General features: G+C 60.1%; 22 protein-coding genes. 16 read left to right on the top strand and 6 right to left on the bottom strand.

The window, feature by feature from the left end:
• The first annotated feature begins 43 nt into the window (after window positions 1-43).
• From ACR0KS_RS11045 to polA, 3 genes are all read left to right on the top strand, one after another.
• Complete coding sequence (locus ACR0KS_RS11045; RefSeq protein WP_170412992.1) at window positions 44-214, top strand: zinc-finger domain-containing protein; 171 nt, start codon at window positions 44-46, stop codon at window positions 212-214.
• Window positions 215-306: 92 nt separating this feature from the next.
• Entirely contained in the window at window positions 307-990 is a 684-nt protein-coding gene (locus ACR0KS_RS11040; protein ID WP_170564175.1) for a YrbL family protein, read from the top strand.
• A gap of 77 nt (window positions 991-1,067) precedes the next feature.
• On the top strand, window positions 1,068-3,863 hold the full coding sequence (gene polA / locus ACR0KS_RS11035) for a DNA polymerase I (RefSeq protein ID WP_170564171.1): 2,796 nt from the start codon (window positions 1,068-1,070) through the stop codon (window positions 3,861-3,863).
• Window positions 3,864-3,914: 51 nt separating this feature from the next.
• On the opposite strand, the gene ACR0KS_RS11030 is transcribed toward polA, so the two are convergent.
• Entirely contained in the window at window positions 3,915-4,145 is a 231-nt protein-coding gene (locus tag ACR0KS_RS11030; RefSeq protein WP_170387865.1) for a DUF2798 domain-containing protein, read from the bottom strand.
• A 62-nt stretch (window positions 4,146-4,207) separates the two neighbouring features.
• The gene (locus tag ACR0KS_RS11025) at window positions 4,208-4,963 is read right to left on the bottom strand and encodes a TIM barrel protein (RefSeq protein ID WP_170564168.1); all 756 of its coding nucleotides are present in this window, start codon (window positions 4,961-4,963) and stop codon (window positions 4,208-4,210) included.
• Window positions 4,964-5,142: 179 nt separating this feature from the next.
• Here ACR0KS_RS11025 and ACR0KS_RS11020 point away from each other — a divergent pair, with 179 nt between their 5' ends.
• The gene (locus tag ACR0KS_RS11020; RefSeq protein ID WP_480693202.1) at window positions 5,143-6,078 is read left to right on the top strand and encodes a DMT family transporter; all 936 of its coding nucleotides are present in this window, start codon (window positions 5,143-5,145) and stop codon (window positions 6,076-6,078) included.
• On the opposite strand, the gene ACR0KS_RS11015 is transcribed toward ACR0KS_RS11020, so the two are convergent.
• Window positions 6,075-6,653 (bottom strand): DUF1285 domain-containing protein, encoded by a 579-nt coding sequence (locus ACR0KS_RS11015; RefSeq protein ID WP_170564162.1) that lies wholly within the window; start codon window positions 6,651-6,653, stop codon window positions 6,075-6,077. The genes ACR0KS_RS11020 and ACR0KS_RS11015 overlap by 4 nt on opposite strands.
• Window positions 6,654-6,717: 64 nt before the next feature.
• On the opposite strand from ACR0KS_RS11015, the gene ACR0KS_RS11010 reads away from it, so the two are divergent.
• The 6 genes from ACR0KS_RS11010 (at window position 6,718) to ACR0KS_RS10985 (ending at window position 16,181) form a co-directional block, all read left to right on the top strand.
• The gene (locus ACR0KS_RS11010) at window positions 6,718-7,725 is read left to right on the top strand and encodes an AAA family ATPase (RefSeq protein WP_170387857.1); all 1,008 of its coding nucleotides are present in this window, start codon (window positions 6,718-6,720) and stop codon (window positions 7,723-7,725) included.
• Window positions 7,722-8,597, top strand: a complete 876-nt coding sequence (locus ACR0KS_RS11005; RefSeq protein WP_170483471.1) for a DUF58 domain-containing protein — start codon at window positions 7,722-7,724, stop codon at window positions 8,595-8,597. Before ACR0KS_RS11010 ends, ACR0KS_RS11005 begins: the two co-directional genes overlap by 4 nt.
• Entirely contained in the window at window positions 8,594-11,356 is a 2,763-nt protein-coding gene (locus tag ACR0KS_RS11000) for a DUF4159 domain-containing protein (protein ID WP_170564159.1), read from the top strand. The genes ACR0KS_RS11005 and ACR0KS_RS11000 overlap by 4 nt, the downstream gene beginning before the upstream one ends.
• Window positions 11,353-13,395: a hypothetical protein gene (locus tag ACR0KS_RS10995; protein WP_170564156.1), complete on the top strand. Its 2,043-nt coding sequence runs from the start codon at window positions 11,353-11,355 to the stop codon at window positions 13,393-13,395. Before ACR0KS_RS11000 ends, ACR0KS_RS10995 begins: the two co-directional genes overlap by 4 nt.
• A gap of 98 nt (window positions 13,396-13,493) precedes the next feature.
• Window positions 13,494-15,701 carry a response regulator gene (locus tag ACR0KS_RS10990; protein ID WP_170564153.1) on the top strand — a complete coding sequence of 736 codons (2,208 nt, stop codon included), beginning with the start codon at window positions 13,494-13,496 and terminating at the stop codon, window positions 15,699-15,701.
• A gap of 18 nt (window positions 15,702-15,719) precedes the next feature.
• Complete coding sequence (locus ACR0KS_RS10985; RefSeq protein WP_170412293.1) at window positions 15,720-16,181, top strand: VOC family protein; 462 nt, start codon at window positions 15,720-15,722, stop codon at window positions 16,179-16,181.
• Here ACR0KS_RS10985 and yaaA read toward each other — a convergent pair.
• From yaaA to ACR0KS_RS10970, 3 genes are all read right to left on the bottom strand, one after another.
• Complete coding sequence (gene yaaA, locus ACR0KS_RS10980) at window positions 16,172-16,942, bottom strand: peroxide stress protein YaaA (protein WP_170564151.1); 771 nt, start codon at window positions 16,940-16,942, stop codon at window positions 16,172-16,174. The two genes, ACR0KS_RS10985 and yaaA, sit on opposite strands and share 10 nt — an antisense overlap.
• Before the next feature lie 33 nt (window positions 16,943-16,975).
• Window positions 16,976-19,015: a DNA helicase RecQ gene (gene recQ / locus ACR0KS_RS10975; protein WP_170564147.1), complete on the bottom strand. Its 2,040-nt coding sequence runs from the start codon at window positions 19,013-19,015 to the stop codon at window positions 16,976-16,978.
• A gap of 77 nt (window positions 19,016-19,092) precedes the next feature.
• Window positions 19,093-19,380: a YggT family protein gene (locus tag ACR0KS_RS10970; RefSeq protein ID WP_170387840.1), complete on the bottom strand. Its 288-nt coding sequence runs from the start codon at window positions 19,378-19,380 to the stop codon at window positions 19,093-19,095.
• 130 nt (window positions 19,381-19,510) lie between these two features.
• Between ACR0KS_RS10970 and ACR0KS_RS10965 the strand changes: the two genes are divergently transcribed.
• The 6 genes from ACR0KS_RS10965 to ACR0KS_RS10940 all read left to right on the top strand — a co-directional run bounded on the left by ACR0KS_RS10965 (window position 19,511) and on the right by ACR0KS_RS10940 (window position 24,819).
• Window positions 19,511-20,878, top strand: coding sequence for an MFS transporter (locus ACR0KS_RS10965; RefSeq protein WP_170564144.1), 1,368 nt, complete (start codon window positions 19,511-19,513; stop codon window positions 20,876-20,878).
• Window positions 20,875-21,738, top strand: a complete 864-nt coding sequence (mepA, locus tag ACR0KS_RS10960) for a penicillin-insensitive murein endopeptidase (RefSeq protein WP_170564140.1) — start codon at window positions 20,875-20,877, stop codon at window positions 21,736-21,738. The genes ACR0KS_RS10965 and mepA overlap by 4 nt, the downstream gene beginning before the upstream one ends.
• A complete protein-coding gene (locus ACR0KS_RS10955) occupies window positions 21,711-22,595 on the top strand; it encodes an esterase-like activity of phytase family protein (protein ID WP_170564137.1) in 885 nt (294 codons plus the stop codon). Before mepA ends, ACR0KS_RS10955 begins: the two co-directional genes overlap by 28 nt.
• 91 nt (window positions 22,596-22,686) lie before the next feature.
• Window positions 22,687-23,331, top strand: a complete 645-nt coding sequence (locus tag ACR0KS_RS10950; protein WP_170564134.1) for a queuosine precursor transporter — start codon at window positions 22,687-22,689, stop codon at window positions 23,329-23,331.
• 261 nt (window positions 23,332-23,592) lie between these two features.
• The gene (gene arfB, locus ACR0KS_RS10945; RefSeq protein WP_170564130.1) at window positions 23,593-24,012 is read left to right on the top strand and encodes an alternative ribosome rescue aminoacyl-tRNA hydrolase ArfB; all 420 of its coding nucleotides are present in this window, start codon (window positions 23,593-23,595) and stop codon (window positions 24,010-24,012) included.
• A 60-nt stretch (window positions 24,013-24,072) separates the two neighbouring features.
• Window positions 24,073-24,819 (top strand): SDR family oxidoreductase, encoded by a 747-nt coding sequence (locus tag ACR0KS_RS10940; RefSeq protein ID WP_170564127.1) that lies wholly within the window; start codon window positions 24,073-24,075, stop codon window positions 24,817-24,819.
• Window positions 24,820-24,834 lie beyond the last annotated feature (15 nt).

Below are 24,834 nucleotides of genomic sequence, written 5' to 3'. Positions count from 1 at the left end.
TATATGCCCCGCGAGGCCGACAACCGAAGAAGGATCGCCAGCCGTGACCATCGAAGCGCCGGAAACCAAAATCGTGGAATCCACCCGAGTTGCCTGTGATGGCGGCGAAGGTGCGTTGGGCCATCCGCGTGTCTGGCTGCAAATCCCCGAAGATACCGGCTGGGTCGAATGTCCCTATTGCGACTGCAAATATGTCCTGAAGGGCAAGGATTAACTTTCTGACGCAAAACTGTTACAGAGGCTGACGCTCGGCAGGATTTGGTGTACCAAGCCCCCTAGTTTTGTGTTTTTTGAAACGGATCCCAAATGCCTTTTTCAGTGCGCCTGTTGCACCTGACGGATCATGACCTTGTGGCCACGGGCGGGCACCGGAATGTTTACGCCTGCCCCGATCACCCTGACTTGCTGGTTAAGGTCACGCGGCCGCGCACACGGCGAAATCGGTCGTTTTCCAAGCGGCTGGTGCGGCGTTTGTTGCCGGATTCAACCTATCGCAACGCGCTGAAAGAGCTGGAGTGCGAGATGAAAGCCGCGTTGAAAAGCGGGCTTGATGTCGCCCGGCTGCCTTTGGCGCGATCATTTGGCGTGGTGCAGACAGATGTCGGGCCGGGGGTTGTGGTTGAGCGGATGGATGGCGCGGACGGTGCACTGGCGCATGACCTCAAGGCGCTGTGTGCGCAAGGTCCGCTTGACCCCGAGACGCTGGCCAAGCTGAACAGCTTTGTGCAAAAGCTGTTTGATCTTCAAATTGTGGGCCGGGATATCCATGCGCAGAACGTGGTTTACGGTCTGCGCGACGATGTACCGATGTTTGTCCTGATCGACGGCTATGGCGAGCGTAATCTTGTGCCCTTGCGCAGCCTGAGTCGCCGGTTGAACGATCGGTCCCTGAACAAGCAGATGCAGTTGATCGCCACGCAGACCGGATTGCATTGGGATAAGGCAGCCCGAGCGTTCAGCGAAGTCCAAGGCCCCGCGGGATCGGTTTGATCGTCAACCCACGTTCTTGACTGGCCTCCTACGCGTCCCTGTGGCAGAACCACATCTGACCGACAGGGAGAGCGCGCATGAGCAGTTTCGGAAAAGGGTGTCACCTTCATCTGATCGACGGATCGGCCTTTATTTTCAGGGCTTATCACGCGCTGCCTCCACTGACGCGCAAGTCTGACGGGCTGCCGATCGGGGCGGTGTCAGGGTTCTGCAACATGCTGCAGAAATATGTCGAAGGGAATGATGGCCCGGATGCGCCGACGCATGTGGCGGTGATCTTTGACAAAGGCTCGCACACGTTCCGCAATGACCTCTATGACCTTTACAAAGCCAACCGCGAGGCGATGCCCGAGGATCTGCGCCCGCAGATGCCTCTGACCCGCGAGGCGACGCGCGCCTTCAACATCGCCTGCAAAGAGCTGGAAGGCTACGAGGCCGATGACATCATCGCGACGCTTGCGGTGCAGGCGCGTGAGGCAGGCGGGCGGGTGACCATCGTCAGCTCCGACAAGGATTTGATGCAGTTGGTGGGCGACGGCGTGGAAATGCTGGACGCGATGAAGAACAAACGCATCGACCGCGATGGCGTGTTTGAGAAATTTGGCGTTGGGCCGGAACGGGTGGTCGATGTGCAGGCGCTGGCCGGGGATTCGGTGGATAACGTGCCGGGCGCTCCGGGCATTGGGGTCAAGACTGCCGCCTTGCTGATCAATGAATACGGCGATCTGGAAACCCTGTTGGACCGCGCGGAAGAGATCAAGCAGCCCAAACGCCGCCAGACCCTGATCGAAAAGCGCGACCAGATCGAGCTGTCGAAGAAACTGGTGCAGTTGGACGAAAACACGCCTCTGGATTTCACACTGGACGATCTTGAGGTGAAAGATCCCGAGCCGGACGCGCTGATGGGCTTTCTGGCCGAGATGGAGTTCCGCACCCTCACGAAGCGGATTGCCGATAAGCTTGGCGTTGACTCTCCTGTGATCCCGGAAGCCACCACGCCCGAGGTTGTATCAGAGGCCGAGGCGGTTCCGTTCGATGCCTCGAAATACGAATGTGTGCGGGATGCGGCGGCTGTGCAGGTGTGGATCGACCGCGCCTATGAAACCGGATGGGTGGCCGTTGACACCGAGACTACCGGTTTGAACGAGATGATTGCCGATCTGGTAGGTATTTCGTTGTGTGTTGAGGCGGGTTCGGCTTGTTACATCCCACTGACGCACCGGGACGGGGCCGCCGATGACCTGTTTGGGTCAGATGCGCTGGCCGAAGGGCAGATGCCGCTGGATGAGGCTCTAACACTGCTGAAACTGATGCTTGAGGATCCGTCGATCCTGAAGATCGGGCAGAACATGAAATATGATGCCAAGATTTTTGCGCGCTATGGCGTGGAAGTGGCCCCAATCGACGACACGATGCTGATGTCTTATGCCATGCATGGCGGCGAACATGGGCACGGGATGGATACCCTGTCCGAGCGCTATCTGAGCCACACGCCGATCCCGATCAAGCCGCTGCTGGGCTCGGGCAAATCGGCCATCACTTTCGACAAGGTGCCGATAGATGAGGCCACCGCCTATGCCGCCGAGGATGCGGATATCACGCTGCGCCTGTGGAAACTGTTCAAACCGCAACTGCATCAGGTGAAGGTGACAACGGTGTATGAGACGCTGGAACGCCCTCTGGTGCCGGTTCTCAAAGAAATGGAAATGCACGGCATCAAGGTTGACCGCGATGTCCTGAGCCGTATGTCCAACAGCTTTGCGCAGAAAATGGCCGGATTAGAGGCTGAAATTCATGAACTGGCCGGTGAGACCTTTAATGTCGGCTCACCCGCGCAACTGGGTGAGATTCTGTTCGACAAGATGGGGCTTGAGGGCGGCAAGAAGGGTAAGACCGGGAAGTACTCGACCGGGGCCGATATTCTGGAAGACCTTGCCACCGAGCATGAGTTGCCGCGCAGGGTGCTGGATTGGCGGCAGCTTTCCAAGCTGAAATCGACCTATACGGATGCGCTGCAGACCCATATCAATCCAGATACGGGCAGGGTGCATACCTCGTACTCGATCACGGGGGCAAACACGGGCCGTCTGGCCTCGACCGATCCGAACCTGCAAAACATTCCGGTGCGCACCGAAGAAGGCCGCCGCATTCGTGAGGCGTTTATCGCCGAGCCGGGTAACGTGATGGTCAGCCTCGACTACAGCCAGATCGAGCTGCGGATTTTGGCCCATATCGCTGATATTCCGGCGCTGAAACAGGCGTTCGCGGATGGGTTGGACATTCACGCCATGACCGCGTCCGAGATGTTCGACGTGCCACTGGACGAGATGACGCCGGACATCCGCCGTCAGGCCAAAGCGATCAACTTTGGTGTGATCTATGGGATTTCGGGCTTTGGTCTGGCCCGCAACCTGCGCATTCCGCGGGCCGAGGCGCAGGGGTTCATCGACCGGTATTTCGAGCGATTCCCGGGTATCAGAGCCTATATGGACGACACGGTCGCCTTTGCCAAAGAGCATGGATATGTGCAGACGTTGTTTGGTCGCAAAATCCACACGCCTGAGATCAACGCCAAGGGGCCGCACGCAGGCTTCTCGCGCCGGGCGGCGATTAACGCGCCGATTCAGGGAACGGCGGCGGATGTGATCCGGCGCGCGATGGTGCGGATGCCAGATGCCATTAACGGGCTGCCTGCAAAAATGCTGTTGCAGGTGCATGACGAATTGCTGTTTGAAGTGGCCGAAGATGCGGTGGATCAGGTGATCGGTGTCGCGCGCGACGTGATGGAAGGCGCATCGGACCCGGCGGTGAAGTTGGACGTCAAGCTGAGCGTTGATGCCGGGCAGGGGGCGAACTGGGCCGAGGCGCACTGAGGTTCAACGGGGCGCTTCTCATCAGGTCCGATGGACCCTCTTCGCAGCGCGTCAGTCCTGCGGCCTGACCAGGCGATTGACCAACCGTTGCACGGCAGGACCGAGAATCAGAATGACCGAGAATGCGATTGGCCAGCAAAAGGCCCACGATGCCATCCAGTCGCCCATCGTGCTGGGTCCAAACCCGATGGCCTTAACCGTCGCAATACCCGTCACGATGCAAGACATCAGGCCTGACATGATCAGGCTGAACAGAGCGCGGGCATAGCGGTTAGGGATCATCGGTTAATTCCTAAAGGACTCCACGCCATTCATCTGAGGGATTTTTCGCAAAAATTCCAGTGCTAGGCGCGCATCCAGCCCAGACTGTCCGTCGTTTTCGGTGTCGAAGGCAGGTACTCGGCGCTGACCCATCCTTTGTAGCCTGTATCGTCGATAGCGTTGAACAGGGCGGGAAAATCTGTCGGTCCCTGCCCGGGTTCGGACCGGTTCGGTGCGGCCCCGATCTGGGCGTGGACCACATTTGCGTGGAACCGGGTCCACACGTCCAGCGCGTCGCCGTGGATCATGTGGGCGTGAAAGCTGTCGAATTGCAGGCCGATATTCGGACGGTCCACGCGATTTAGAACATCCGCTGCCAGATCATAGTCGTTCAGGAAATAGTCTGGTTGTGAAACCGGGTTGAGTGGTTCAATCGTGAACTGTTGCTTAGGTGCGAAATCGGCGGCCCATTTCAGGTTCTTCACGAAACAATCCAGCGCGTCCGGCCCTGCGGAATAGCCGGACATGATGTGGATCAGCCCCGGTTTCAGAACATCGGCGTAACGCATCACGCGACGAATATCCGATTGAAACCGCGCTTCGCCGCCGGGGACCGCCGCATAGCCCGGCTGTCCGCCCGTGTAATTCGGTGGCGGCGCGTTGATCAGGACAAGATCCAACCCATTGGACAGCAAGGCCCGCCGAGTTTCCTTCGCGGCCAGATCATAGGGAAACAGAATCTCAACGGCTTGAAATCCGGCCTCAGCCGCCGCCTGAAACCGGTCGAGATAGGGAAGTTCTGCAAAAAGCAGTGAGATATTTGCGGCAAATTTGGGCATTGGCAGGTCCGGATATTTGGTGACCGGACCATAGCTGTCGGGTGATTTCAGGGAAAGGGACTGAAAACGACAGATTGTCGAAAATCGGCCAGATCGCCCGATGCAATTCAGAGACATTCGGGACAATGCGGCGAATCATTTTCGGTCGCCGTTCCAACAGAAGGTCTGACACCATGGCAATGAGCCCTGACCCCGTGCGCGGGAACACTCTTTCTGTGTCTGCCGAGCGCAGTTCTGCCTTACCTGGCAATGGCTTGGCCGTGGCCAGCATGCTGACATGGGCGGCCGGGTTTCCTGCGGCCGAGGTGCTGTTGCAAAGCTGGCCGCCGGTCGCGCTTTTGGTGGCGCGACTTGCGATTGCGGTGTTGGTGATGGTGCCGATCTGGGTGCTGTTTGACGGGCCATCTCGGGTGCTGCGCGCCCGCTGGGGACATGCGATGCTGGTCGGAGGAACGCTGGGGGCGGGGATGTTCCTGATCATTCTGGCGCAGAAGCTGACCGACCCGGTGACCGTTGCCATCATCGCCTCGTGCGCGCCCTTGTTTGCGACTCTGCTTGAGCTGGCGACGGGCGCGCGACGCTTGCGGTGGAATTTTGCCATCGGAGTCGTCGTGTCGATCGTCGGAGGGTTGATCGCGACCAGCGCGGTGGCCCCTGCGCAACTGGGACTGGGCGCGGGGTGTGCCATTGTGTCGACGGGGCTGTTTTGCTGGGCAAGCATGGCAACCGCGCGGGACTTTCCAGAACTCAGCCAGACCGGGCGCAGTACCATTACATTCGTGGGCGGGCTGGTCGTGGCCGTCATTCTGTTCTTCGCGGCAGGGCAGTTGGGGTTGGACGTCATCCCCACAGCTCGGGTCGACATTCAACAGGCGGGGATGCTGGTGATCTATGCGCTGATCTCGATGGGGCTGAGTCAGGTGTTCTTTATCGCCTCGGTCGGGAAACTCGGCGTGGCGCTGGCGTCTTTCCACATCAACATTGCGCCGTTTTACGTGATGTTGATCATGCTTGTGCTGGGGGACGAGTGGAACTGGACCCGCGCGCTGGGCGCGGGGATCGTGGCTGTGGCCGTAGTGCTGGCGCAAGACCGTCGGGTGGCGCGCCGGGCCTAATCCGGCAAGTCCTCGGACCGGATCAGGGGGAAAAACTGCCCATCTGACCAAACGCCAAACCATTCACCATTGTGTTCGGCAATGTCGACCAGCCGGTAGAAACTTTTGCGGTCGATCCGCGCTTCGAGGTTGGCGCGCACCAATATGTAGGGCGCGGGTTCTTCCGTTTCAGGGTCGATGACAATGCGGATCGGGTGGTCCGGCCCTGCAACAGCGGTATCGCCCACATGGGTCGTGAAAGTCAGCACCTGCGCCGCGCCTGTGCCCGCAGCATCGAAATCGACCGCCACAAAAGGAGCGTCCTCGACGGTGATTCCCACCTTCTCGACCGGGGTGACGAGGTAATATTTCCCCTCTTCTTTCTTAAGAATTGAGGAAAAAAGCTTCACAAGCTCGAACCGGTTGATCGGTGACCCTAGATAAGACCAAGAGCCATCTTTGGCGATATGGATGTCCAGATCGCCGCAAAACGGAGGATTCCACAGGTGAACAGGGGGTAAGCCCTTGGTTTTGGCGGCTTTGACTGATGCCGCAATGCCATCAGGGGAAGGTGTCACAGGTTTTTGTCCGCTCATTACTTTTGCCATTTCCTTTTCGCGCGATACACTTCAACCATATTAGTCCACGGAAGGGAAAGTCATGACCGAACCTGCCGACCTCGTGTCCGAGATCGAAGCGCTGGAATCGAAACTTCAAGAGGCCAAGTCCTCGATCACCCGCCGCTTTATCGGACAGGAGAGGGTCGTGGACCTGACGCTGACCGCGCTGCTGTGCGGTGGGCATGCGCTGCTGATCGGGTTGCCCGGTCTGGGCAAGACAAGATTGGTTGAGACGCTGTCGACCGTGATGGGCCTGCACGGCAATCGCATCCAGTTCACGCCGGACCTGATGCCGGCCGACATTCTGGGGTCCGAGGTTTTGGACACCGCAGAAGATGGCAGCCGCCATTTCCGGTTCATTTCAGGCCCGATCTTTTGCCAGCTCCTGATGGCCGATGAGATCAACCGCGCCAGCCCCCGGACCCAATCGGCGCTGTTGCAGGCGATGCAGGAACGCACGGTGACGGTCGCTGGTGAAGACCGTTCGCTTGGAACGCCGTTTCACGTGCTGGCGACGCAGAACCCGATCGAGCAGGAGGGCACCTATCCGCTGCCCGAGGCGCAGTTGGACCGTTTCCTTGTGCAGATCGACGTGGAATACCCGGATCGCCAGACCGAGCGTGACATTCTGTTGGCCACCACGGGCGTCGAGGAAGACGACGCGCATGAGATTTTCACCAAAGAGGAGTTGCTGGCCGCGCAGGTGCTGCTGCGCCGGATGCCGGTTGGCGACTCGGTCGTTGAGCTGATCCTTGATCTGGTTCGCGCCTTCCGCCCGGACGAGGCTGGCGTGTCGGAACGTGTGGCCGAAACCGTTGCATGGGGGCCGGGTCCGCGCGCGGCGCAGGCGCTGATGATGACGGTGCGGGCACGGGCGATGTTGCAAGGGCGACTGGCCCCGAATGCCGAGGATGTGCTGGACATGGCCCGCCCTGTCCTCAGCCACCGGATGGCGCTGAACTTTGCAGCGCGTGCACGCGGAGATAGCCTTGCCGATCTGATCGAATCCACCGCCGCCGGTCTGATCCGCGCCGAGGCCGCGGCGTGAATGCCGCGCTGACCCTTCGCGAAAGATCCGAGGCCGAGGCGTCCCGGCTGCCGCCCCTGTTGGCGCGCGCCGAACATCTGGCGGGAACAGTTCTGCTGGGCGATCACGGGCGCAGACGCTCGGGTCTGGGTGATGACTTTTGGCAATACCGTCCGGCCCAGATCGGCGACAGCCGCCGTATGATCGACCATCGGCGATCTGCGCGGGGGGATCAGCAATTTGTGCGCGAACGCGAATGGCAGATTGCGCAATCGGTGATGCTCTGGGTCGATCAGGGCGCGTCGATGCGGTTTGCGTCCGACAAATCCCTGCACACCAAAGCGGACCGGGCGCGTCTGCTTGGTCTGTCAACGGCGATCCTGTTGGTGCGCGGCGGGGAACGTGTCGGCCTGACCGGAACAACTCTTCCGCCCCGGCGCGGCAATGCGCAGATCGTGCGGCTGGCGCAGGCATGGTCCGAAGATGCCGAGGCCGATTACGCCCCGCCCGAACACAGGGCCATGATCCCGCACGCGCGCGCCGTCTTCATTTCCGATTTCCTCGGGCCAATGGATGAGGTCGAACTGGCCCTGACCAAAGCTGCCGACCGGGGCGTGCGCGGTGTTCTGTTGCAGGTTCTGGACCCGACCGAGGAGAGCTTTCCCTATCGTGGGCGGACCATATTTGAAAGCGTTGGCGGCACAGCGCGACACGAAACCCTCAAGGCCGGAGAGCTGCGGGATCGCTATCTTGAGCGGCTCGCCAGTCGCAAGGACGCGCTGACGCAACTGTGCCGGGCGACCGGATGGCAACTTGGGTTGCACCACACGGGTGACAGCGCACAAGCGGCTCTGTTGTGGCTCTATCGTGCGCTGGACGGGGGAACGGCATGACGGTTCTGGCGGGTATTGGATTTACCGCACCGTGGGTGTTGCTTGGTCTTTTGACCCTGCCCATCCTGTGGCTGATCCTGCGCGCCGTGCCACCCGCGCCGATCCGCAGGTTGTTTCCGGCGGTCACGCTACTGCTTGGGTTGAAGGACGAAGAAAGCGTTTCGGACCGCACCCCGTGGTGGTTGCTGCTGTTGCGCATGCTGGCAGCGGCGGCGATTATCATCGGGTTGGCCGGTCCGGTTCTGAACCCATCGCGAGAGCAAGCCGGATCAGGGCCATTGATGTTGGTGCTGGACGGAAGCTGGGCGGGCGCAACCCGTTGGTCTTCGACGCTGGATCAGATCGACGTGCAACTGACCGAGGCCGGTCGCGCCGGGCGCACGGTCGCGATCCTTAACCTGACAGATCCCGAAGTCCCTGTATTCCAGGCTGCCGAGGCGTGGAGCGGTCGATTGCCGGGGTTGGTTCCGATGCCGTGGCAGCCCACGGCGGAACAGATTGAACAGGCTTTGGCCGCGATGGATCAGGTGGATGGTGGGTTTGAAACGCACTGGTTCAGTGATCGTCTGGCCTTTGAGGGCAGTGAAACGATGCTTACGGCTTTGCAGGCGCGCGGGGGTGTGACCGTGTATCAGTCGCCCTCGTCCGTTGTTGGGTTATTGCCGGCTGGCTATCAGGACGGTGTCATTCAGTTGACTGCGCAACGGGCCGAGGCTGGCCTGGCTGAGCGCATCACGGTTCTGGCGCAGGGCCGCGATCCGGCCGGGGCGATGCGGGTGTTGCAATCCGCCGAGGTGGAATTTGCAGGGGACGAAACCCAGGCCCAGATAGAACTGGCCCTGCCGTCAGAGCTGCGCGCCCGGATCACGCGGTTTGAAATTCAGGGCCAGCGGTCTGCCGGGGCCGTGACGCTGACCGATGACAGCCTGCGGCGGCGCGAAGTTGCCTTGATCGCCGGAACGCTGAATCGCGAAGGGTTGGAGCTGCTGTCGCCGCTGCATTATCTGACGCAGGTTTTGATCCCGACTGCGGATTTTGTTGATGGCGGTTTGCTGGATGTGCTGCCAGCCAACCCGGATGTGATCGTTCTGGCTGATGTTGCCAAACTGTCAGGGGGCGAACAATCGGCGCTGGTCGAATGGGTCGAAGAAGGCGGCTTGTTGCTGCGGTTTGCGGGGCCGCGCATGGCCGCCAGCGATCTGGGCCGTGACGAGGAAGATATCCTGTTACCTGTCCGCCTGCGCAGCGGTGGCCGATCCGTCGGCGGCGCGATGAGCTGGGGTGAGGCCAAGGGGCTGGCGCCGTTCCCTGAAAGCTCTCCCTTTTACGGCCTGAAAGTGCCCGGAGATGTATCTGTCACCACGCAGGTCATGGCGCAACCAGACCCTAATCTGGCGGATCGCGTGATTGCATCGCTGTCGGACGGAACGCCACTGGTGACCCGCAAGGCGCTTGGGCTGGGTCAAGTTGTGCTGTTCCACGTGACGGCTGACGCAGAATGGTCCAGCCTTCCCCTGTCTGGTCTGTTTGTCGAAATGCTGGATCGGCTGGCCGTCGCCTCGGCCGCGAAGTCTCGGCAGGAGTCCCAGTTGCAAGGCACCACGTGGGAGCCCATTCAGGTGATGGATGGGTTTGGCACCTTGTCCGATGCCGGCAATCTGTCGGGCGTCGATGGTGTCGATCTTGTGTCCGGTGCAATTGGCCCGGATCTGCGTCCGGGGCTGTACGAAAGCGGCAAGCAAAAGCTGGCGCTGAATGTCCTGACCAGCGACACGGTACTCAGCCCCGCTGTCTGGCCGTCGGATGTGCCCATCAAGGGGCAGGAGGTCAGTACCGAAACGCCCATCGGGGGTATCTTGCTAAGCATTGCGCTGCTGTTGCTGACGGTGGACGTCATTGCGTCTCTGGCGCTGTCGGGACGGTTGGGATTGGCCAAGGCCGCGGCCACGGCGGTCGGAGTTTTGTTGTTTGTGCCCCAAGCAGACGCACAGTCACCAGCGGACACCGATTTTGCCCTGAACGCCACCAAGGAACTGGTGCTGGCGCATGTCCTGACGGGTGACGCGCAGGTCGATGACATTGCGGGTGCCGGCATGCGGGGTCTTGCGCAAACCCTGTTCTATCGCACGTCTGTCGAACCGGCCGAGCCGATCGGCGTTGATCTGGAACGGGACGAACTGGCCTTTTTCCCGCTGCTCTACTGGCCCATTACCCCTCAGCAGCCGCAACCGTCCGACGAGGCATATGCCAAGCTCAATGCTTACCTCCGCTCGGGCGGGATGATCCTGTTTGATACGCGGGATTCGGATGTGGCGCGATTTGGCGCCTCCAGTCCCAATGGGCGCAAGTTGCAGCAGTTGGCCGCGCCTTTGAACATCCCTTCGTTAGAGCCTGTTCCGCGCGACCACGTACTGACGCGCGCTTTCTATCTGTTGCAGGATTTTCCGGGGCGCTACGCCGGAACCGAGGTTTGGGTCGAGGCCGCGCCGTTGGATGCCGAACAGATCGAGGGGATGCCGTTCCGCAACCTCAACGACAACGTGACGCCGGTGGTGATCGGTGGCAACGACTGGGCCGGAGCATGGGCCGTTGACCGCAACGGTCAGGCGTTGCTGCCCGTCGGACGCGGCTATGCAGGTGAGCGTCAGCGAGAGCTGGCCAACCGCTTTGGTGTCAATCTGGTCATGCACGTTCTGACCGGGAACTACAAATCCGATCAGGTGCACGTGCCTGCCTTGCTGGACAGGTTGGGACAATGACAGGAACCGTTATCTTTGATCCCCTGATCCCGTGGCCCGTTTTGGCCACCATTGCCGCGATTGCCCTTGCCGGGGTGGTTCTGGCCCTGTGGCGGGGGCTGTCCGGGTGGGCCTTGCGCGGATTGGCGGCCCTTGTCGTGATTGGGGCGCTGGCTGGTCCGGTCTACCAGATCGAGGATCGCGTACCCCTGACGGACATCGTGTTGATGATCGAGGATGAAAGCGCCAGTCAGACCCTCTCGGACCGGGCCGAGCAGACCGCACTGGCGGCCGAGGAACTGGCCGCCGAGATCGAGTCGCGTGACAATACCGAGCTGCGCCGGATCAAAGTCGGTGATGGTGACGGCGACGAAGGTACGCAGGTCATGGCCGCGCTGAACGAGGCCTTGGCCGAGGAGCCGCGCGCGCGGATTGCAGGAATTCTCGTGGTATCCGACGGGATTGTGCACGATGCAGATCAGGCACCGGACCTGCCAGCACCGATGCATTTGCTGCAAACCGGGCGCGCCACCGACTGGGACCGCCGCCTGATTGTGCGCAATGCCCCGGCCTTTGCCATTATCGGCGAGCCGGTGACCCTGACTCTGCGCGTTGAGGATAGCGGCGCAGCCCCTGCTGGCGCGACCAGCGCCGCGCTTGAAATCTCGGTCGACGGGGCCGAGCCTCAGCAATTCTCGATCCCCATTGGCGTCGACGTGGAATTGCCCGTCAGCCTTCCGCATGGCGGGCGCAATGTCATTCAGTTCACGGTGCCCGAAGCCGAAGGCGAACTGACAGATCGGAACAACACGGCGCTGATCCAGATGAACGGTGTTCGTGATCGCCTGCGCGTGCTGCTGGTATCGGGCGAGCCCCATCCCGGAGGCCGAACCTGGCGCAACTTGCTGAAATCCGACAGCTCGGTCGATCTGGTACATTTCACGATCTTGCGGCCACCCGAAAAACAGGACGGCGTTCCGGTGGACGAGTTGTCGCTGATCGCGTTCCCGACTCGAGAGCTGTTTCTGGAAAAGATCAACGATTTCGATCTGATCATCTTTGACCGTTACAAGCGGCGGGGCATTCTGCCGGCGATCTATCTGGACAACGTCAACAACTATATCAACGAAGGTGGAGCCGTTCTGATCGCGGCCGGGCCTGACTTTGCCAGCGCGGACAGTATCTTTCGCTCACCTCTGGCCCCGATCCTGCCTGCGCAGCCAACTGCGCGGGTGATTGAGGAACGCTTTGTCCCGATGGTGACCGATCTGGGGCATCGCCATCCGGTTACGACCGACCTTGGGGATTCCGAACAATGGGGCGCGTGGCTGCGCCAGATCGACGTAAAGCACCGCTCGGGCGAGTTGCTGATGACCGGGATTGATGACCGGCCCTTGCTGGTCCTTGACCGTGTAGGCGAAGGGCGCGTGGCGATGCTGGCCTCGGATCACGCGTGGCTCTGGAGTCGCGGGTTCGAGGGGGGCGGGCCGCAGCTTGAACTGTTGCGCAGACTGGCGCATTGGATGATGAAGGAACCCGAGCTTGAGGAAGAAGCGCTGTGGGCCGAAGCCAATGGTCAGATCATGCGGATCATTCGGCAGACCCTTGAGGATGAGATCGGGCCGGTCACGGTCACGCGCCCGAATGGGGAAACGCTGGACATCACGCTGGACATGATTTCTCCCGGCCGGTTTGAGGCACAGTATTTCGGGCCGGAAATCGGACTTTACCGTTTGCAGGAAGGCGAGTTGTCCGCCGTTATCGGGTTGGGTCCGGCCGCGCCGAAAGAGTTTGAGCGCACCATCGCAACCTCGGACATTCTGGATCCGCTGCTGGCCGAGTTGCGCGGTGGGGCGATCACGCTAGAGGATGGTCTGCCCGCCATTCGCAACGTGCGGGCCGGACGACCGGCATCCGGGCGTGGTTGGATTGGCCTGACACCGCGCGACGCTTACGAAACCCGGGACGTGACGCAGGCCGGTCTGCTGCCGCCGTGGTTGGTGCTGGTTCTTGCAGGCGGCTTCCTGCTGGGCGGTTGGTTGCGCGAGGGGCGTCGCTGACGGCCCAAACCTGTGACCCGAACTGCCCAGGGATCGCTTAAACACTTCTTCATGCTCTGACTGGATGTTGATCTCGGGATAGTTCGGGATCACCAAAGATGAGTCTTGCAGCAAAACTGGCACAGGAACGACGCGCACGTCTGGCGGCAGAGCGTCTTTTGGAAATGAAGCAGGCCGAATTGTCCGCCGCCAACCGCAAGCTGGGCCTACATGCGATGGCGTTGACCAAGCGCATCGGCGAAACGCAGGCCGAGGTGGAAACGGTTCGGGGCGAGAACGAAAAGGTCAAATCCGACCTGACGCTGGCCAATGCCAAGATCGAAGTGGCCGAACGGCGCTTGTGGCATTCGATTCAGACGTTTCAGGACGGGTTCGCCTTTTTTGACGGGGATAACCGCCTGATCGGGGCGAATACGGCCTACCTTAGCTTGTTTGACGGGATCGACGAAATTGCGCCGGGCATCGCATATCCACGGATACTTGAGATTCTGACGGCTGAGGGGTTGATTGATCTCGGGTCCGAGGGGGCATCGGACTGGATTGAGAGGATGCTTGAAAGGTGGGCGCAACCGAACCCGAACGCGGAGGTTATCCGCCTTTGGAACGGACACTATTTCAAGCTGATCGACCAGCGGGGCAATGGTGGCGATGTTGTAAGTCTGGCGCTGAACATCTCGGCCTCGGTCCGGCATGAGGCCGAGCTGACGGCAGCACGCGAACGCGCCGAAGCCGCCAACCGTGCCAAATCCGCATTTCTGGCCAACATGAGCCATGAGATACGCACTCCGATGAACGGCATCGTCGGGATGACCGACCTGCTGACCGAAACCCCATTGGACGAGGAACAAAGGCTCTATCTCAATACGATCCGCAATTCGGGCGAGGCGTTGCTGGTCATCATCAACGACGTTCTGGACTACTCGAAGATCGAGGCGGACAAGCTGATCCTGCACCCTGAACAGTTCGACTTTGAGCGTTGTATTCTTGAGGTTGCGATGTTGTTACAGCCAAGTGTCCGCGACAAGGGTCTGACGCTGCTGGTGGATTACGACCTGTTTCTGCCAACGCTATTTGTGGGCGATCCGGGGCGTGTTCGTCAGGTTCTGACAAATCTGGTGGGCAATGCGGTGAAGTTCACCGCCAACGGCCATGTGCTGATCCGCGTCACCGGGGTGCCCAACTCTGATACCAAGACTTGCGATATCCACGTGGCCATCGAAGACACCGGGATCGGAATCGAAAAGGACAAGATCGACCATATATTTGGAGAGTTCAATCAGGTCGAAGATGAACGCAACCGTCAGTTCGAGGGGACCGGGCTGGGTCTGGCTATCACGAAACGCCTCATCACCCTGATGGGCGGCACGATCTGGGTCGAAAGCGAACCGGGGCGTGGTTCGTGTTTCGGGTTCCGCGTGCCGATGCCGACGGTTGAAGGTGTGCAGCCTGCCCCTCCGGATCTCGGCGGGGGGCTGCACCATGTAATGGTGGTCGAGGATTTGGCGGTGAACCGGGCCATTCTGTCGAAGCAGCTCGGCCGATTGGGATCGCGCGTCACGGTGTGTTCTTCCGGCGGAGAGGCATTGACCGCAGTTGACGATACCGTGGACCTCCTTTTGTGCGACCACGACCTGCCGGATATGGATGGGCTGGAATTGGCAACCATCCTGAAGGATCGCGGCTGGAATGATCTTCCGGTTGTGGTGATGTCCGCCAATCCAGCCGTCATCCACGCAAACCCGGCCCGCCACCTGATCGAAGGGGTTTTGCAAAAACCAATTCCCCGGGCCGAGCTGTATTCCAGTCTGACCGCTTTGGCCCAAAAACCCCGGCCAAGTATCGTTTCAAAGGTGATCCCGAAAATCGATGAGATCGAACAGTCACAGGTGATTTCGCAGGGGCGTGTGATGCGCGTTCTGGCCGCTGAAGATAACCGGACAAATCAACTGATTCTGGAAAAGATGGTCAAGGATCTGAACATCGACCTGCGGTTTGCCGGAAACGGGCTTGAGGCCGTTGAAGCCCACCGTGAATTCGATCCGGATCTGATCTTCATGGATATTTCAATGCCGAAAATGGACGGTAAGCAGGCCACCGGTGAAATTCGGCGGCGCGAGATTGAGACGGGCCGCCATGTTCCGATTGTCGCGCTAACTGCACATGCGATGTCAGGGGATGATCAGGGGATATTGTCGGCAGGTTTGGACCATTTCCTGACCAAACCTCTGCAAAAACAGAAAATCCATCAGACAATCCTGACGCATCAACCCGAGGGCACTCAGGCAGTCGTTGCCGGACAGCCCTAACCGAATTAGGCTGAGCGTATGTCAGATGAACGCGGTTTTCAGCCTCGCGCGCTGGGCGAGATTGCCATTCGATGCGCCGATATGCCGGCGATGGTCGAGTTTTATGAAACAGTGATCGGCTTACGGCGTCTCAGCGGCGACCATGACAGCGCGATCGTTTTCTTTGAGATCGCGCAGGGTTTCGGCGGGCATACTCAGGTGCTTGCCCTGTTCCACCATACAGCCGCGCCACGTCCCGGCCTGCATCCCACAGGTGATCAATCCCCGGTGACCGGCGGCGCGTCGGCTTTGCATCACATCGCCCTATCGCTGCCCTTTGAAGAACAGGACGCTGTCCTGCGTTGGTATGAACACATTGGACAGCCCTACCGGGTCGAGCAATTCGGCTGGATTGGCTGGCGCGGCATTTTCACCGAAGACCCCGAGGGCAACACGGTTGAACTGGTCGCTTACGACCGGTCAATGCTGAGTCAGGCTTGATAAGGGCGCACGAAAACGGGTTTGTCCTCGGTCGACAGATCAGGCCGGTATTCATAGCCGCCGCTGTCAAAATCCAACAGCCCCGCAGGATCGGTCAGGCGGTGCTGGATAATGTATCGCGCCATCGCGCCGCGTGCTTTCTTGGCGAAAAAGCTGACAATCTTGGGTGTGCTGGCTTTGTCCTCCATGAAAACAGGCGTGATCACCCGTAGTTTCAGCGCTTTGGGATCGACCGCGCCGAAATATTCCTGACTGGCGCAATTCACCAGCACGTCCGACCCGATCTGGGCGCCTTGTGCGTTCAGCGCCTTACTGAGGTGATCGCGCCAGTATTCATACAGGTTCTTGCCGCGCCGGGTTTTCAGCTTGCTGCCCATCTCAAGCCGATAGGCTTGAATCGCATCCAAAGGGCGCAGCACGCCATAAAGCCCGGACAGAATGCGCAGGTGGTCCTGCGCCCATGCCATTTCATCGGCATCCAAAGACGCGGCCTCAAGCCCTTGATATGTGTCACCGGCAAAGGCCAGCGCAGCGGGGCGGGTCTGGTCACCCTCCGGCGCATCGGAAAAGGCGCGATACCGGTCGCGGTTCAGGCGGGCCAGATCGTCGCTCAGGTCCATCAGTTTTTTCAGATCGCCCAGCGTTAGATTTCGGGCGGTTTTCGACAGCCGGATCGCGTCGTCCTGAAAATCGGGTTGGGTCGCGGTCACATCGCGCTCGGCCCAGTCCAGCCGCTTGGCCGGGGAAATCACTACCAGCATATCCGCCCTAACTCCTTGCCTTATTGTGCGTACCTAGCCCGCCTGTTCCAGCACGTCCAGAAAGGCGGCCCCAAACCTTTCGTGACGACGATCCCCCAGCACCTGTTCCAAACCGCGCTGATCTCCGGGGCGCAGTTGTGCGACCTTGGCCAGTTGCGCGGCCGAGCAGGTCAGCGGCTTGTCGATCCCCTCGGGCCCACGTGCAAGATCGCTCTGCACGGCCAGCAGTTGATCGTAGATGTCACCCTGTTCGCGGCCCGCCAGTTTGCGGCGAGCGGGATGTACTGCCTCAACCTCTCCGGTGATGACCTCTAGGAACGTATCGCCATAGCGTTCCAGTTTTTTCGCCCCCACGCCGCCGATCCGGGCCATGTCGTCCAGAGTCATGGGGCGGGTTTCGGCCATCTCGATCAGGGTGCGGTCAGGGAAAATGACATAGGCAGGCACCCGTTGCGATTCTGCCAGTGCACGACGCTTGGCCTTGAGCGCCGACAGCAGCGGCGCGTCTTCTTCGGCCACCATCGCTTTGACGGCGGGGCGGCGGGTGGCTTTGCGTATCGTGTCCTTGCGCAAGTTGATCTGCGCCTCGCCTTTCAGGATCGGTTTGGCGGCCTCGGTCATGCGCAGCGCGCCGTGGCGGTCAGGGTCGGGGCGCACCAGATCGTGCCCCATCATCTGCCGGAAAATCGCCTGCCATTGCGGGCGGGACCAGTCCTGGCCGATGCCCCATGTGGACAGGGTGTCGTGTCGTCGCGCGCGGACCTTGTCGGTTTCATTGGCCAGCAGGATGTCGATCAGATGGCCCGACCCGAACCATTCTTCGGTGCGCAGGATGGCGGACAGGGCCATGCGAACTGGCGTGGTGCCGTCGAACACCTCGGGCGGGCTGTCGCACAGATCGCATTTGCCGCAGGGTTCAGCCCGTTCGCCGAAATAGCCCAGCAGGGTCTGGCGGCGACAGGCCAGCGCCTCGGCCAATCCAAGCAGAGCGTTCAGACGGGCATGGTCGGCCATGCGACGCTCAGCCGGGGCCAGCCCTTCGTCGATTTGCGAGCGGCGCAGGCGGATGTCGTCAGGGCCGAACAGGGTCAGTGTCTCGGCCGGGCCGCCATCACGCCCGGCGCGGCCGATTTCCTGATAATAAGCCTCGATGGATTTGGGCAGGTCAGCGTGGGCGACCCAGCGGATATCGGGCTTGTCGATGCCCATGCCAAAAGCAACCGTGGCGACGACGATCAAGCCGTCTTCGCGGGCGAAACGGGTTTCGACGATGCGGCGATCCTCGGGGTCCATGCCGCCGTGATAGTGGCAGGCGACGTGCCCCTCGGCGCGTAGGGCTTGGGCCAGCACTTCGGTCTTGTTGCGGGTGCCGCAATAAACGATGCCGGATTGCCCTTTGCGCGCGGCGGCGAAATCGAGGATTTGTTTGCGCGGCCCATCCTTGGCGGCAAAGGCCAGATGGATGTTGGGTCGGTCAAACCCGCGCAGGAATTTGCGGGGCGCGGTGCCGTCGAACAGTTTCTCGACAATCTCATCCTGCGTTTCCGCATCCGCCGTGGCAGTGAAGGCGGCCAAGGGCACGTTCAACGCGCGCCGCAACTCTCCGATCCGCAGATAATCCGGGCGAAAATCGTGACCCCATTGGCTGACGCAATGCGCCTCGTCCACCGCGATCAGGCTGACATTGATCCGCCGCAGCATCCCCAGCGCGGACCCGGCGGCCAGACGTTCGGGTGCCATATAGAGCAGCTTTAGCCGCCCGGCCTCGAGCGCCTCCCACACCGCGTCGGTTTCTTCAGGGGTGTTGCCGGATGTCAGAGCGCCAGCTTCGACCCCAGCCTCTTGCAGTCCGCGCACTTGATCGCGCATCAAGGCGATCAGAGGGGAAATCACCACCGTCACGCCATCGCGCAACAGGGCAGGCAGTTGAAAGCACAGGGATTTTCCGCCACCCGTGGGCATGATGGCCAGCACGTTTTCGCCCACAGTCACGGCATCGACGATCTCCTCCTGACCCGGTCGGAAGTCGTCGAATCCAAAGACATCTCGCAGCAGGGGCGCGGCGTCGAACATGTGGGGATTGCCCTGTTTTTAGGTTTGTCTGCTCTTAGGGCAGGACAATCACATACTAAGATTCGGTGAACAAGAGGTCAGACGAAATAGACCATATTGTTGATCAGAATGATCCGCAGCGCATAGACACCGACCAGAACGACCAGAGGCGTCAGGTCCAGACCGCCCATATTCGGCAGAACCCGGCGGATCGGGCCGTAGATGGGTTCGAGTATCCGGTTCAGGCCAAACCAGATTTGCGCCACCAACTGCTGGTGCAGGTTGAGAACCTGAAAGTTGATCAGCCAGCTCATGATCACATGGGCCAGAATGATGAACCAGACAATGTCCAGGATCAGCAGCAGGATTTGGATCAGTGACAGCATGGGGCCTCCGGTATTTGCGTCAGACGAGACGTAAGCGCCCACGCTCCAAAGAGCAAGTCTGCGCCAACAGAACGCTTGCGAAACCGTCCAAAGCCCCGTCTTATGAAAAATAACAAGAACAGGGGCGGTCATGGCAGAGATTTCCAAGCGCAAGCGCATCTGGGGCTGGTGGTTTTTCGACTGGGCGACGCAGCCATATCACAGCCTTCTGGTCACCTTCGTCTTTGGCCCCTATTTCGCCGGGGTTGCTGCGGGGTATTTCGCAGGAACCGGACTGGACTCACAAGCTGCGGCTGCACGGGCGCAGACGGTTTGGGCGAACTGCCTGACCATCACCGGGCTGATCATCGCCTTTGGTGCGCCGCTTTTGGGCGCGATGGCAGATGTGTCAGGGCGGCGCATCCCGTGGATATTCGGGTTTTCCGTCATGTATGTCGTGGGGTCTGCGGCGCTGTGGTACACGCTGCCGGATGGTTCAAACATGTGGCTGATGCTGTCGGCTTTTGGTCTTGGATTTGTCGGCGCGGAATATGCGCTGATCTTCATAAACTCGCAGTTGCCCGATCTGGGCGATGACAAGGAAGTGGGTGAGATTTCCGGCTCGGGCTTTGCCTTCGGTTATTTCGGAGGGCTGATCTCGTTGGCGATCATGCTGCTGCTGTTTGTCGAGCAGGCCAACGGCAAGACGCTGATCGGACTGGACCCCGCTTTTGGGTTGGATGCAACGCAGCAGCAGGGCACCCGGTTCGTCGGCCCGTTCACGGCGGGATGGTTTATCCTGTTCATGGTGCCGTATTTCCTTTGGGTGCGGGACGATTCATCTGCCAAGAAACGCGGTTCGGTCAGCGACGCGCTGGGCCTGCTGGCACATTCGATTTCCAACTTGCGACACCGGCTCAGTCTTGCCAGCTATCTGGGATCGTCCATGTTCTACCGCGATGCGCTGAATGGGTTGTATAGCTTTGGCGGTGTCTACGCCCGGCTGGTGCTGGAATGGGACCTCATCAAGATCGGCGTCTTCGGGATCGTCAGCGTTCTGGCCGCTGCCGCCTTTTCGTGGGTAGGCGGGAAGCTGGACAAGAAAAACGGCCCTAAACCGGTCATTCTGGTCAGTATCTGGGTTCTGATCCTGGTTTGCGTCACGATCGTTTCCATGGACCGGACACAGGTTTTCGGCATCGCTTTGCCCGAAGGATCGGGCCTGCCGGATCTTGTGTTCTTTGCCTGCGGCATCCTGATTGGCGGCATGGGCGGCATTTTGCAGTCGGCCAGCCGGTCAATGATGGTGCGTCACACAGATCCCAAAACCCCGGTGGAAAGCTTTGGTCTCTATGGCTTGTCGGGTCGCGCTACGGCCTTTGCCGCACCTCTATTGATCGGGATTGCCACAACCGTGACCGGCAGCGCGCGTCTGGGGGTGTCACCGATCATTCTGTTGTTTATTCTGGGTCTAATACTGATGCGCTGGGTGAAACCGGAAGGGGATCAGAGCAGATGATATTACAGCGTTTTTTGGCGATTTTGGCCTTAGTCACACTGGCAGGCTCCGCAGGGGCGCAACCCCTGGCCAAGCAATTATTCGGAGCTCAAAAGCAAAGTTCACAACAAAAACCCGCCGCTTTCGGCAGTTATTCGCGCGGATGCGCTGCGGGGTCGGTGCAGTTGCCCGAAACAGGCCCGACATGGCAGGCCATGCGCCTGTCGCGCAACCGCAACTGGGGGCACCCGGTGGCGATTGACTATGTGCAAGACCTCAGCCGGTTTGCGGCCAAGCAACCGGGGTGGAATGGTCTCTATATCGGGGATATCAGCCAGCCGAGGGGTGGGCCGATGACATCGGGGCACCGGTCGCATCAACTGGGTCTGGACATCGATATCTGGATGCTTCCGGGCAATGACATGCGGCTCAGCCGAAAGGCGCGTGAGAATATCTCGTCCATTTCCCTGCGCCGTGCAAACGGGGCTTTCGTCAATGGCAACTGGACCAAGCAGCATCACGCCGTTCTGCGTGAAGCGGCCAAGGACAAACGGGTTGCCCGAATTTTCGTCTTTCCCGGTGCGAAGGTGCAGATGTGCAAAGAGGAAAAAGGCAACAGGGCGTATCTGCGCAAGATCCGGCCCTGGTGGGGACATCACTACCATTTCCACGTGCGGCTTGCCTGCCCACGCGGATCCAGAGGGTGCGTTAATCAAGATCCGCCGCCCAAGGGTGACGGGTGCGCCGAAGCGCAGCAGTGGGTGAACAACATCCTGAACCCGCCGCCTCCCGACCCAAATGCGCCTGCACCCAAAAAGCGTAGAGAATATCGTATGGCGGACCTGCCCCAGCAATGTACCACCGTTTTACAATCCAACTGATAGCCGCGCTGTTTCTGGCGGGACCCATCTGGGCAGTCGAAGTCAAATCGGCCTCGGAACATGGGACCTATGTCTGGCACCATCCGGATGAGTGGTTCGGCGGATTTTCCGCTCTGTACCTCTCGGAAAATGGTCGGCACCTGATCGCGCTGAGTGACAGGGCGCGGCTTGTGCACGCCGAAATCGAGCGCAAGGGCGATGGTATCGCAGGTGTTGAGATCACGGGACATTGGCCAGTTCTGTCCAGCACCGGCCAGCGATTGTCCGGCATTGCCGGAGATTCCGAAGGGCTGGCGACCATCGCCGACGGCAGCTATTACATCTCTTTTGAAGGCGTGCATCGCGTCGCTCATTATTCGACCCCTGGATCAAAGGCGCATGTGCTGCCCCGCCCAGAAGCGTGGGATCAGCTGAGTCTTAACGGCGCGTTCGAAGGACTGGCGATCGACGGTCAGGGGCGGCTATATACACTGACTGAAAAAAGCCGGACCGAGGACGGGGACATCCCGGTCTATCGCTGGGATGGGCAGGGTTGGTCGACGCCATTTGTTTTGCCGCAAAGGGGAAAGTTCCTGCCTGTTTCCGCCGATTTCGGCCCTGACGGGCGTCTCTACGTTCTGGAGCGTTCGGTGTTTTTGACAGGGTTCCGCTCACGCCTGCGCCGGTGGCAGATTGAAGCTGACATGCCAACCAGAGAAGAGGTGTTGTTCACGACTGGCGCGGGCAAGCATGACAACCTCGAAGGCTTGTCGATCTGGCGCGACGATCAAGATCGCCTGCGCGCCACTATGGTGTCAGATGACAACTTCCTCGCGCTGCAGCGTACCGAACTGGTGGAATACCTGCTGCCTGATTGACAGCCACCGATCAAGCGTCTAGAAGCGCGGCTTGCCTTGGGACGGTCCCTTGGCCAAGTCGCCGCTACCTTGTCAAAACGGGCATCTGAAAATGCAACGCAGCTATCTACCCGGCATTCTTGCCATGGCCACCATTGTTGTGGCCTCGAACATCCTGGTCCAGTTCCTCATCCTGGACGGTCTGTTGACCTGGGGTGCTTTCACCTATCCTCTGGCTTTTCTGGTCACTGACATCATGAACCGCGTCTATGGCGTGGGTCCGGCCCGCAAGGTCGTATTCGCGGGGTTTGTCACCGGCATCATCTGTTCGTTGATCGGCAGCCAGATCATGCTGCAAGGCGACGGCTTCACCTATGCTGCCGTGCCGCTGCGCATCGCCGTGGCCTCGGGCACTGCCTTCCTGATCGCGCAACTGACCGACGTCACCGTGTTCAATTCGCTGCGCGGTGGCCGCTGGTGGCGCGCACCGCTGGTCTCGACGTTGGTCGGATCTGCGCTGGATACAGCGATCTTCTTCACCCTGGCCTTCTCAGCCTCGGTCACCGTCTTCGGCGCAAATGCCGATGCCGCGATCAACTGGGCGTGGGAACCGGTGCCCTTCATGCTGTCGGGGCCGATGGCGCCGCTGTGGGTCACGCTGGCCTTTGCTGATTGGCTGGTGAAACTGTCGCTGGCGCTGATCGCACTGATCCCGTTCAAAGTGATCGTTGCGCGGTTGTCCGCGCAGCCCGCGTAAAAAGTGCTTTGAGAATGGCGCATCTTGTGTCACCATCCTTATCAACCGCAACAGATAGATAAGGAGGTGATCCAGTGTCGAGAAAGAGATTGGAGAGAGGTGTCGGAACAACCGGGGGGATCGCCTGTTAAGGCAGCCCTTGGCGGAGCGCTCGCTCCGGCTGGTCGATTGATCTAACCGACCCATCTCCTGAACTTTCGTAGGGCCGTCCCATCGGGGCGGCCCTTTCTGTTTTCGTGTCCGCCCGTTAAGGTCCGCCCCATGTTGCGCATTACCGACGAAATAATCCTGCAGGATTGGGAAATGACCGAGAGCTTCGTCCGCTCCTCCGGTCCCGGCGGGCAAAACGTGAACAAGGTTTCAACTGCGGTTGAACTGCGGTTCGAGGCGGCGCGCTCGCCCTCGTTGCCTGATCCAGTCAAAAACCGACTGAAACGGCTGGCCGGGCGTCGGTGGACCAAGGATGGCGCAATCATCATCCAATGCGAGGAAACTCGATCGCAGGCGCGCAATCGCGACATTGCCCGTGCTCGGTTGGCAGAACTGATCGCGCGCGCATTGGTGAAACCGAAACGGCGTATCGCGACAAAACCCACTTACGGTTCGGTTAAACGGCGACTGGCAGCGAAAAAGGCACGCTCTGACGTTAAGGCGCTGCGGGGTCGGGTGTCGGAAGATTAATCTGGAAAGTTCGCGGTGCCTTGCTACTCTGGCGCGTAAAGACGACTGGGAGGCAAGGTTATGAGGCTAGAAGGAAAAACCGCTATCGTGACCGGTGGTGCCTCGGGGTTTGGGGCAGGTATCGTCCAAAAGTTCCTGTCCGAAGGCGCGCGCGTGATGATCGCTGATATCAACGGCGAAGCGGCCCATGACATGGCTGCGTCACTCGGGGCGCAGGCCAGCGCGCAACAGGTCGATGTGGCTGATGGCGCGTCCGTTAGGGCAATGGCGGACACTGTGGCAGATACATTCGGGCATCTGGACATCTTGGTGAACAATGCGGGTGTTACGCATCTGCCGACCCCGCTCGAGGACGTGGCCGAGGACGACTTTGACAAGGTCTACCGCGTGAATATGAAGTCAGTCTACCTGACCGCTCGCGCCTTTGTTCCGCAAATGAAGACGCGACAGCAAGGCGCCATATTGAACGTAGCCTCGACCGCCGGATTATCACCGCGACCGAACCTGAACTGGTATAACGCGTCAAAGGGCTGGATGATCACTGCAACGAAAACGATGGCTGTGGAACTTGCGCCTTCAGGCGTGCGTGTCAACGCGATCTGCCCGGTCGCGGGGGAAACGCCCCTGCTGAAATCCTTCATGGGCGAGGACACGCCCGAAATACGCGCCAAGTTTTTGTCAACGATACCGCTGGGCCGGTTTTCCACACCGGAAGACATGGCAAACGCAGCGTGTTTCCTGTGCTCGGACGAGGCCAGCATGATCACCGGTACCGCTTTGGAGGTCGACGGTGGCCGCTGTATCTGATCCGCGCTTCATCTG

It is taken from the genome of Ruegeria sp. BC7 (assembly GCF_056539165.1).
The sequence above is the reverse complement of the archived record's forward strand: the minus strand, read 5'-3'. Positions and strand labels throughout refer to the sequence as shown.

What these genes read in the sequence shown, in the direction of transcription:
- ACR0KS_RS11040 (WP_170564175.1), top strand. Translation starts at nt 307, where the DNA reads ATGCCTTTTTCAGTGCGCCTGTTGCACCTGACGGATCATGACCTTGTG.
- polA (WP_170564171.1), top strand. Translation starts at nt 1,068, where the DNA reads ATGAGCAGTTTCGGAAAAGGGTGTCACCTTCATCTGATCGACGGATCG.
- ACR0KS_RS11030 (WP_170387865.1), bottom strand. Translation starts at nt 4,145, where the DNA reads ATGATCCCTAACCGCTATGCCCGCGCTCTGTTCAGCCTGATCATGTCA.
- ACR0KS_RS11025 (WP_170564168.1), bottom strand. Translation starts at nt 4,963, where the DNA reads ATGCCCAAATTTGCCGCAAATATCTCACTGCTTTTTGCAGAACTTCCC.
- ACR0KS_RS11020 (WP_480693202.1), top strand. Translation starts at nt 5,143, where the DNA reads ATGAGCCCTGACCCCGTGCGCGGGAACACTCTTTCTGTGTCTGCCGAG.
- ACR0KS_RS11015 (WP_170564162.1), bottom strand. Translation starts at nt 6,653, where the DNA reads ATGAGCGGACAAAAACCTGTGACACCTTCCCCTGATGGCATTGCGGCA.
- ACR0KS_RS11010 (WP_170387857.1), top strand. Translation starts at nt 6,718, where the DNA reads ATGACCGAACCTGCCGACCTCGTGTCCGAGATCGAAGCGCTGGAATCG.
- ACR0KS_RS11000 (WP_170564159.1), top strand. Translation starts at nt 8,594, where the DNA reads ATGACGGTTCTGGCGGGTATTGGATTTACCGCACCGTGGGTGTTGCTT.
- ACR0KS_RS10995 (WP_170564156.1), top strand. Translation starts at nt 11,353, where the DNA reads ATGACAGGAACCGTTATCTTTGATCCCCTGATCCCGTGGCCCGTTTTG.
- ACR0KS_RS10990 (WP_170564153.1), top strand. Translation starts at nt 13,494, where the DNA reads ATGAGTCTTGCAGCAAAACTGGCACAGGAACGACGCGCACGTCTGGCG.
- ACR0KS_RS10985 (WP_170412293.1), top strand. Translation starts at nt 15,720, where the DNA reads ATGTCAGATGAACGCGGTTTTCAGCCTCGCGCGCTGGGCGAGATTGCC.
- yaaA (WP_170564151.1), bottom strand. Translation starts at nt 16,942, where the DNA reads ATGCTGGTAGTGATTTCCCCGGCCAAGCGGCTGGACTGGGCCGAGCGC.
- recQ (WP_170564147.1), bottom strand. Translation starts at nt 19,015, where the DNA reads ATGTTCGACGCCGCGCCCCTGCTGCGAGATGTCTTTGGATTCGACGAC.
- ACR0KS_RS10970 (WP_170387840.1), bottom strand. Translation starts at nt 19,380, where the DNA reads ATGCTGTCACTGATCCAAATCCTGCTGCTGATCCTGGACATTGTCTGG.
- ACR0KS_RS10965 (WP_170564144.1), top strand. Translation starts at nt 19,511, where the DNA reads ATGGCAGAGATTTCCAAGCGCAAGCGCATCTGGGGCTGGTGGTTTTTC.
- mepA (WP_170564140.1), top strand. Translation starts at nt 20,875, where the DNA reads ATGATATTACAGCGTTTTTTGGCGATTTTGGCCTTAGTCACACTGGCA.
- ACR0KS_RS10955 (WP_170564137.1), top strand. Translation starts at nt 21,711, where the DNA reads ATGTACCACCGTTTTACAATCCAACTGATAGCCGCGCTGTTTCTGGCG.
- ACR0KS_RS10950 (WP_170564134.1), top strand. Translation starts at nt 22,687, where the DNA reads ATGCAACGCAGCTATCTACCCGGCATTCTTGCCATGGCCACCATTGTT.
- arfB (WP_170564130.1), top strand. Translation starts at nt 23,593, where the DNA reads ATGTTGCGCATTACCGACGAAATAATCCTGCAGGATTGGGAAATGACC.
- ACR0KS_RS10940 (WP_170564127.1), top strand. Translation starts at nt 24,073, where the DNA reads ATGAGGCTAGAAGGAAAAACCGCTATCGTGACCGGTGGTGCCTCGGGG.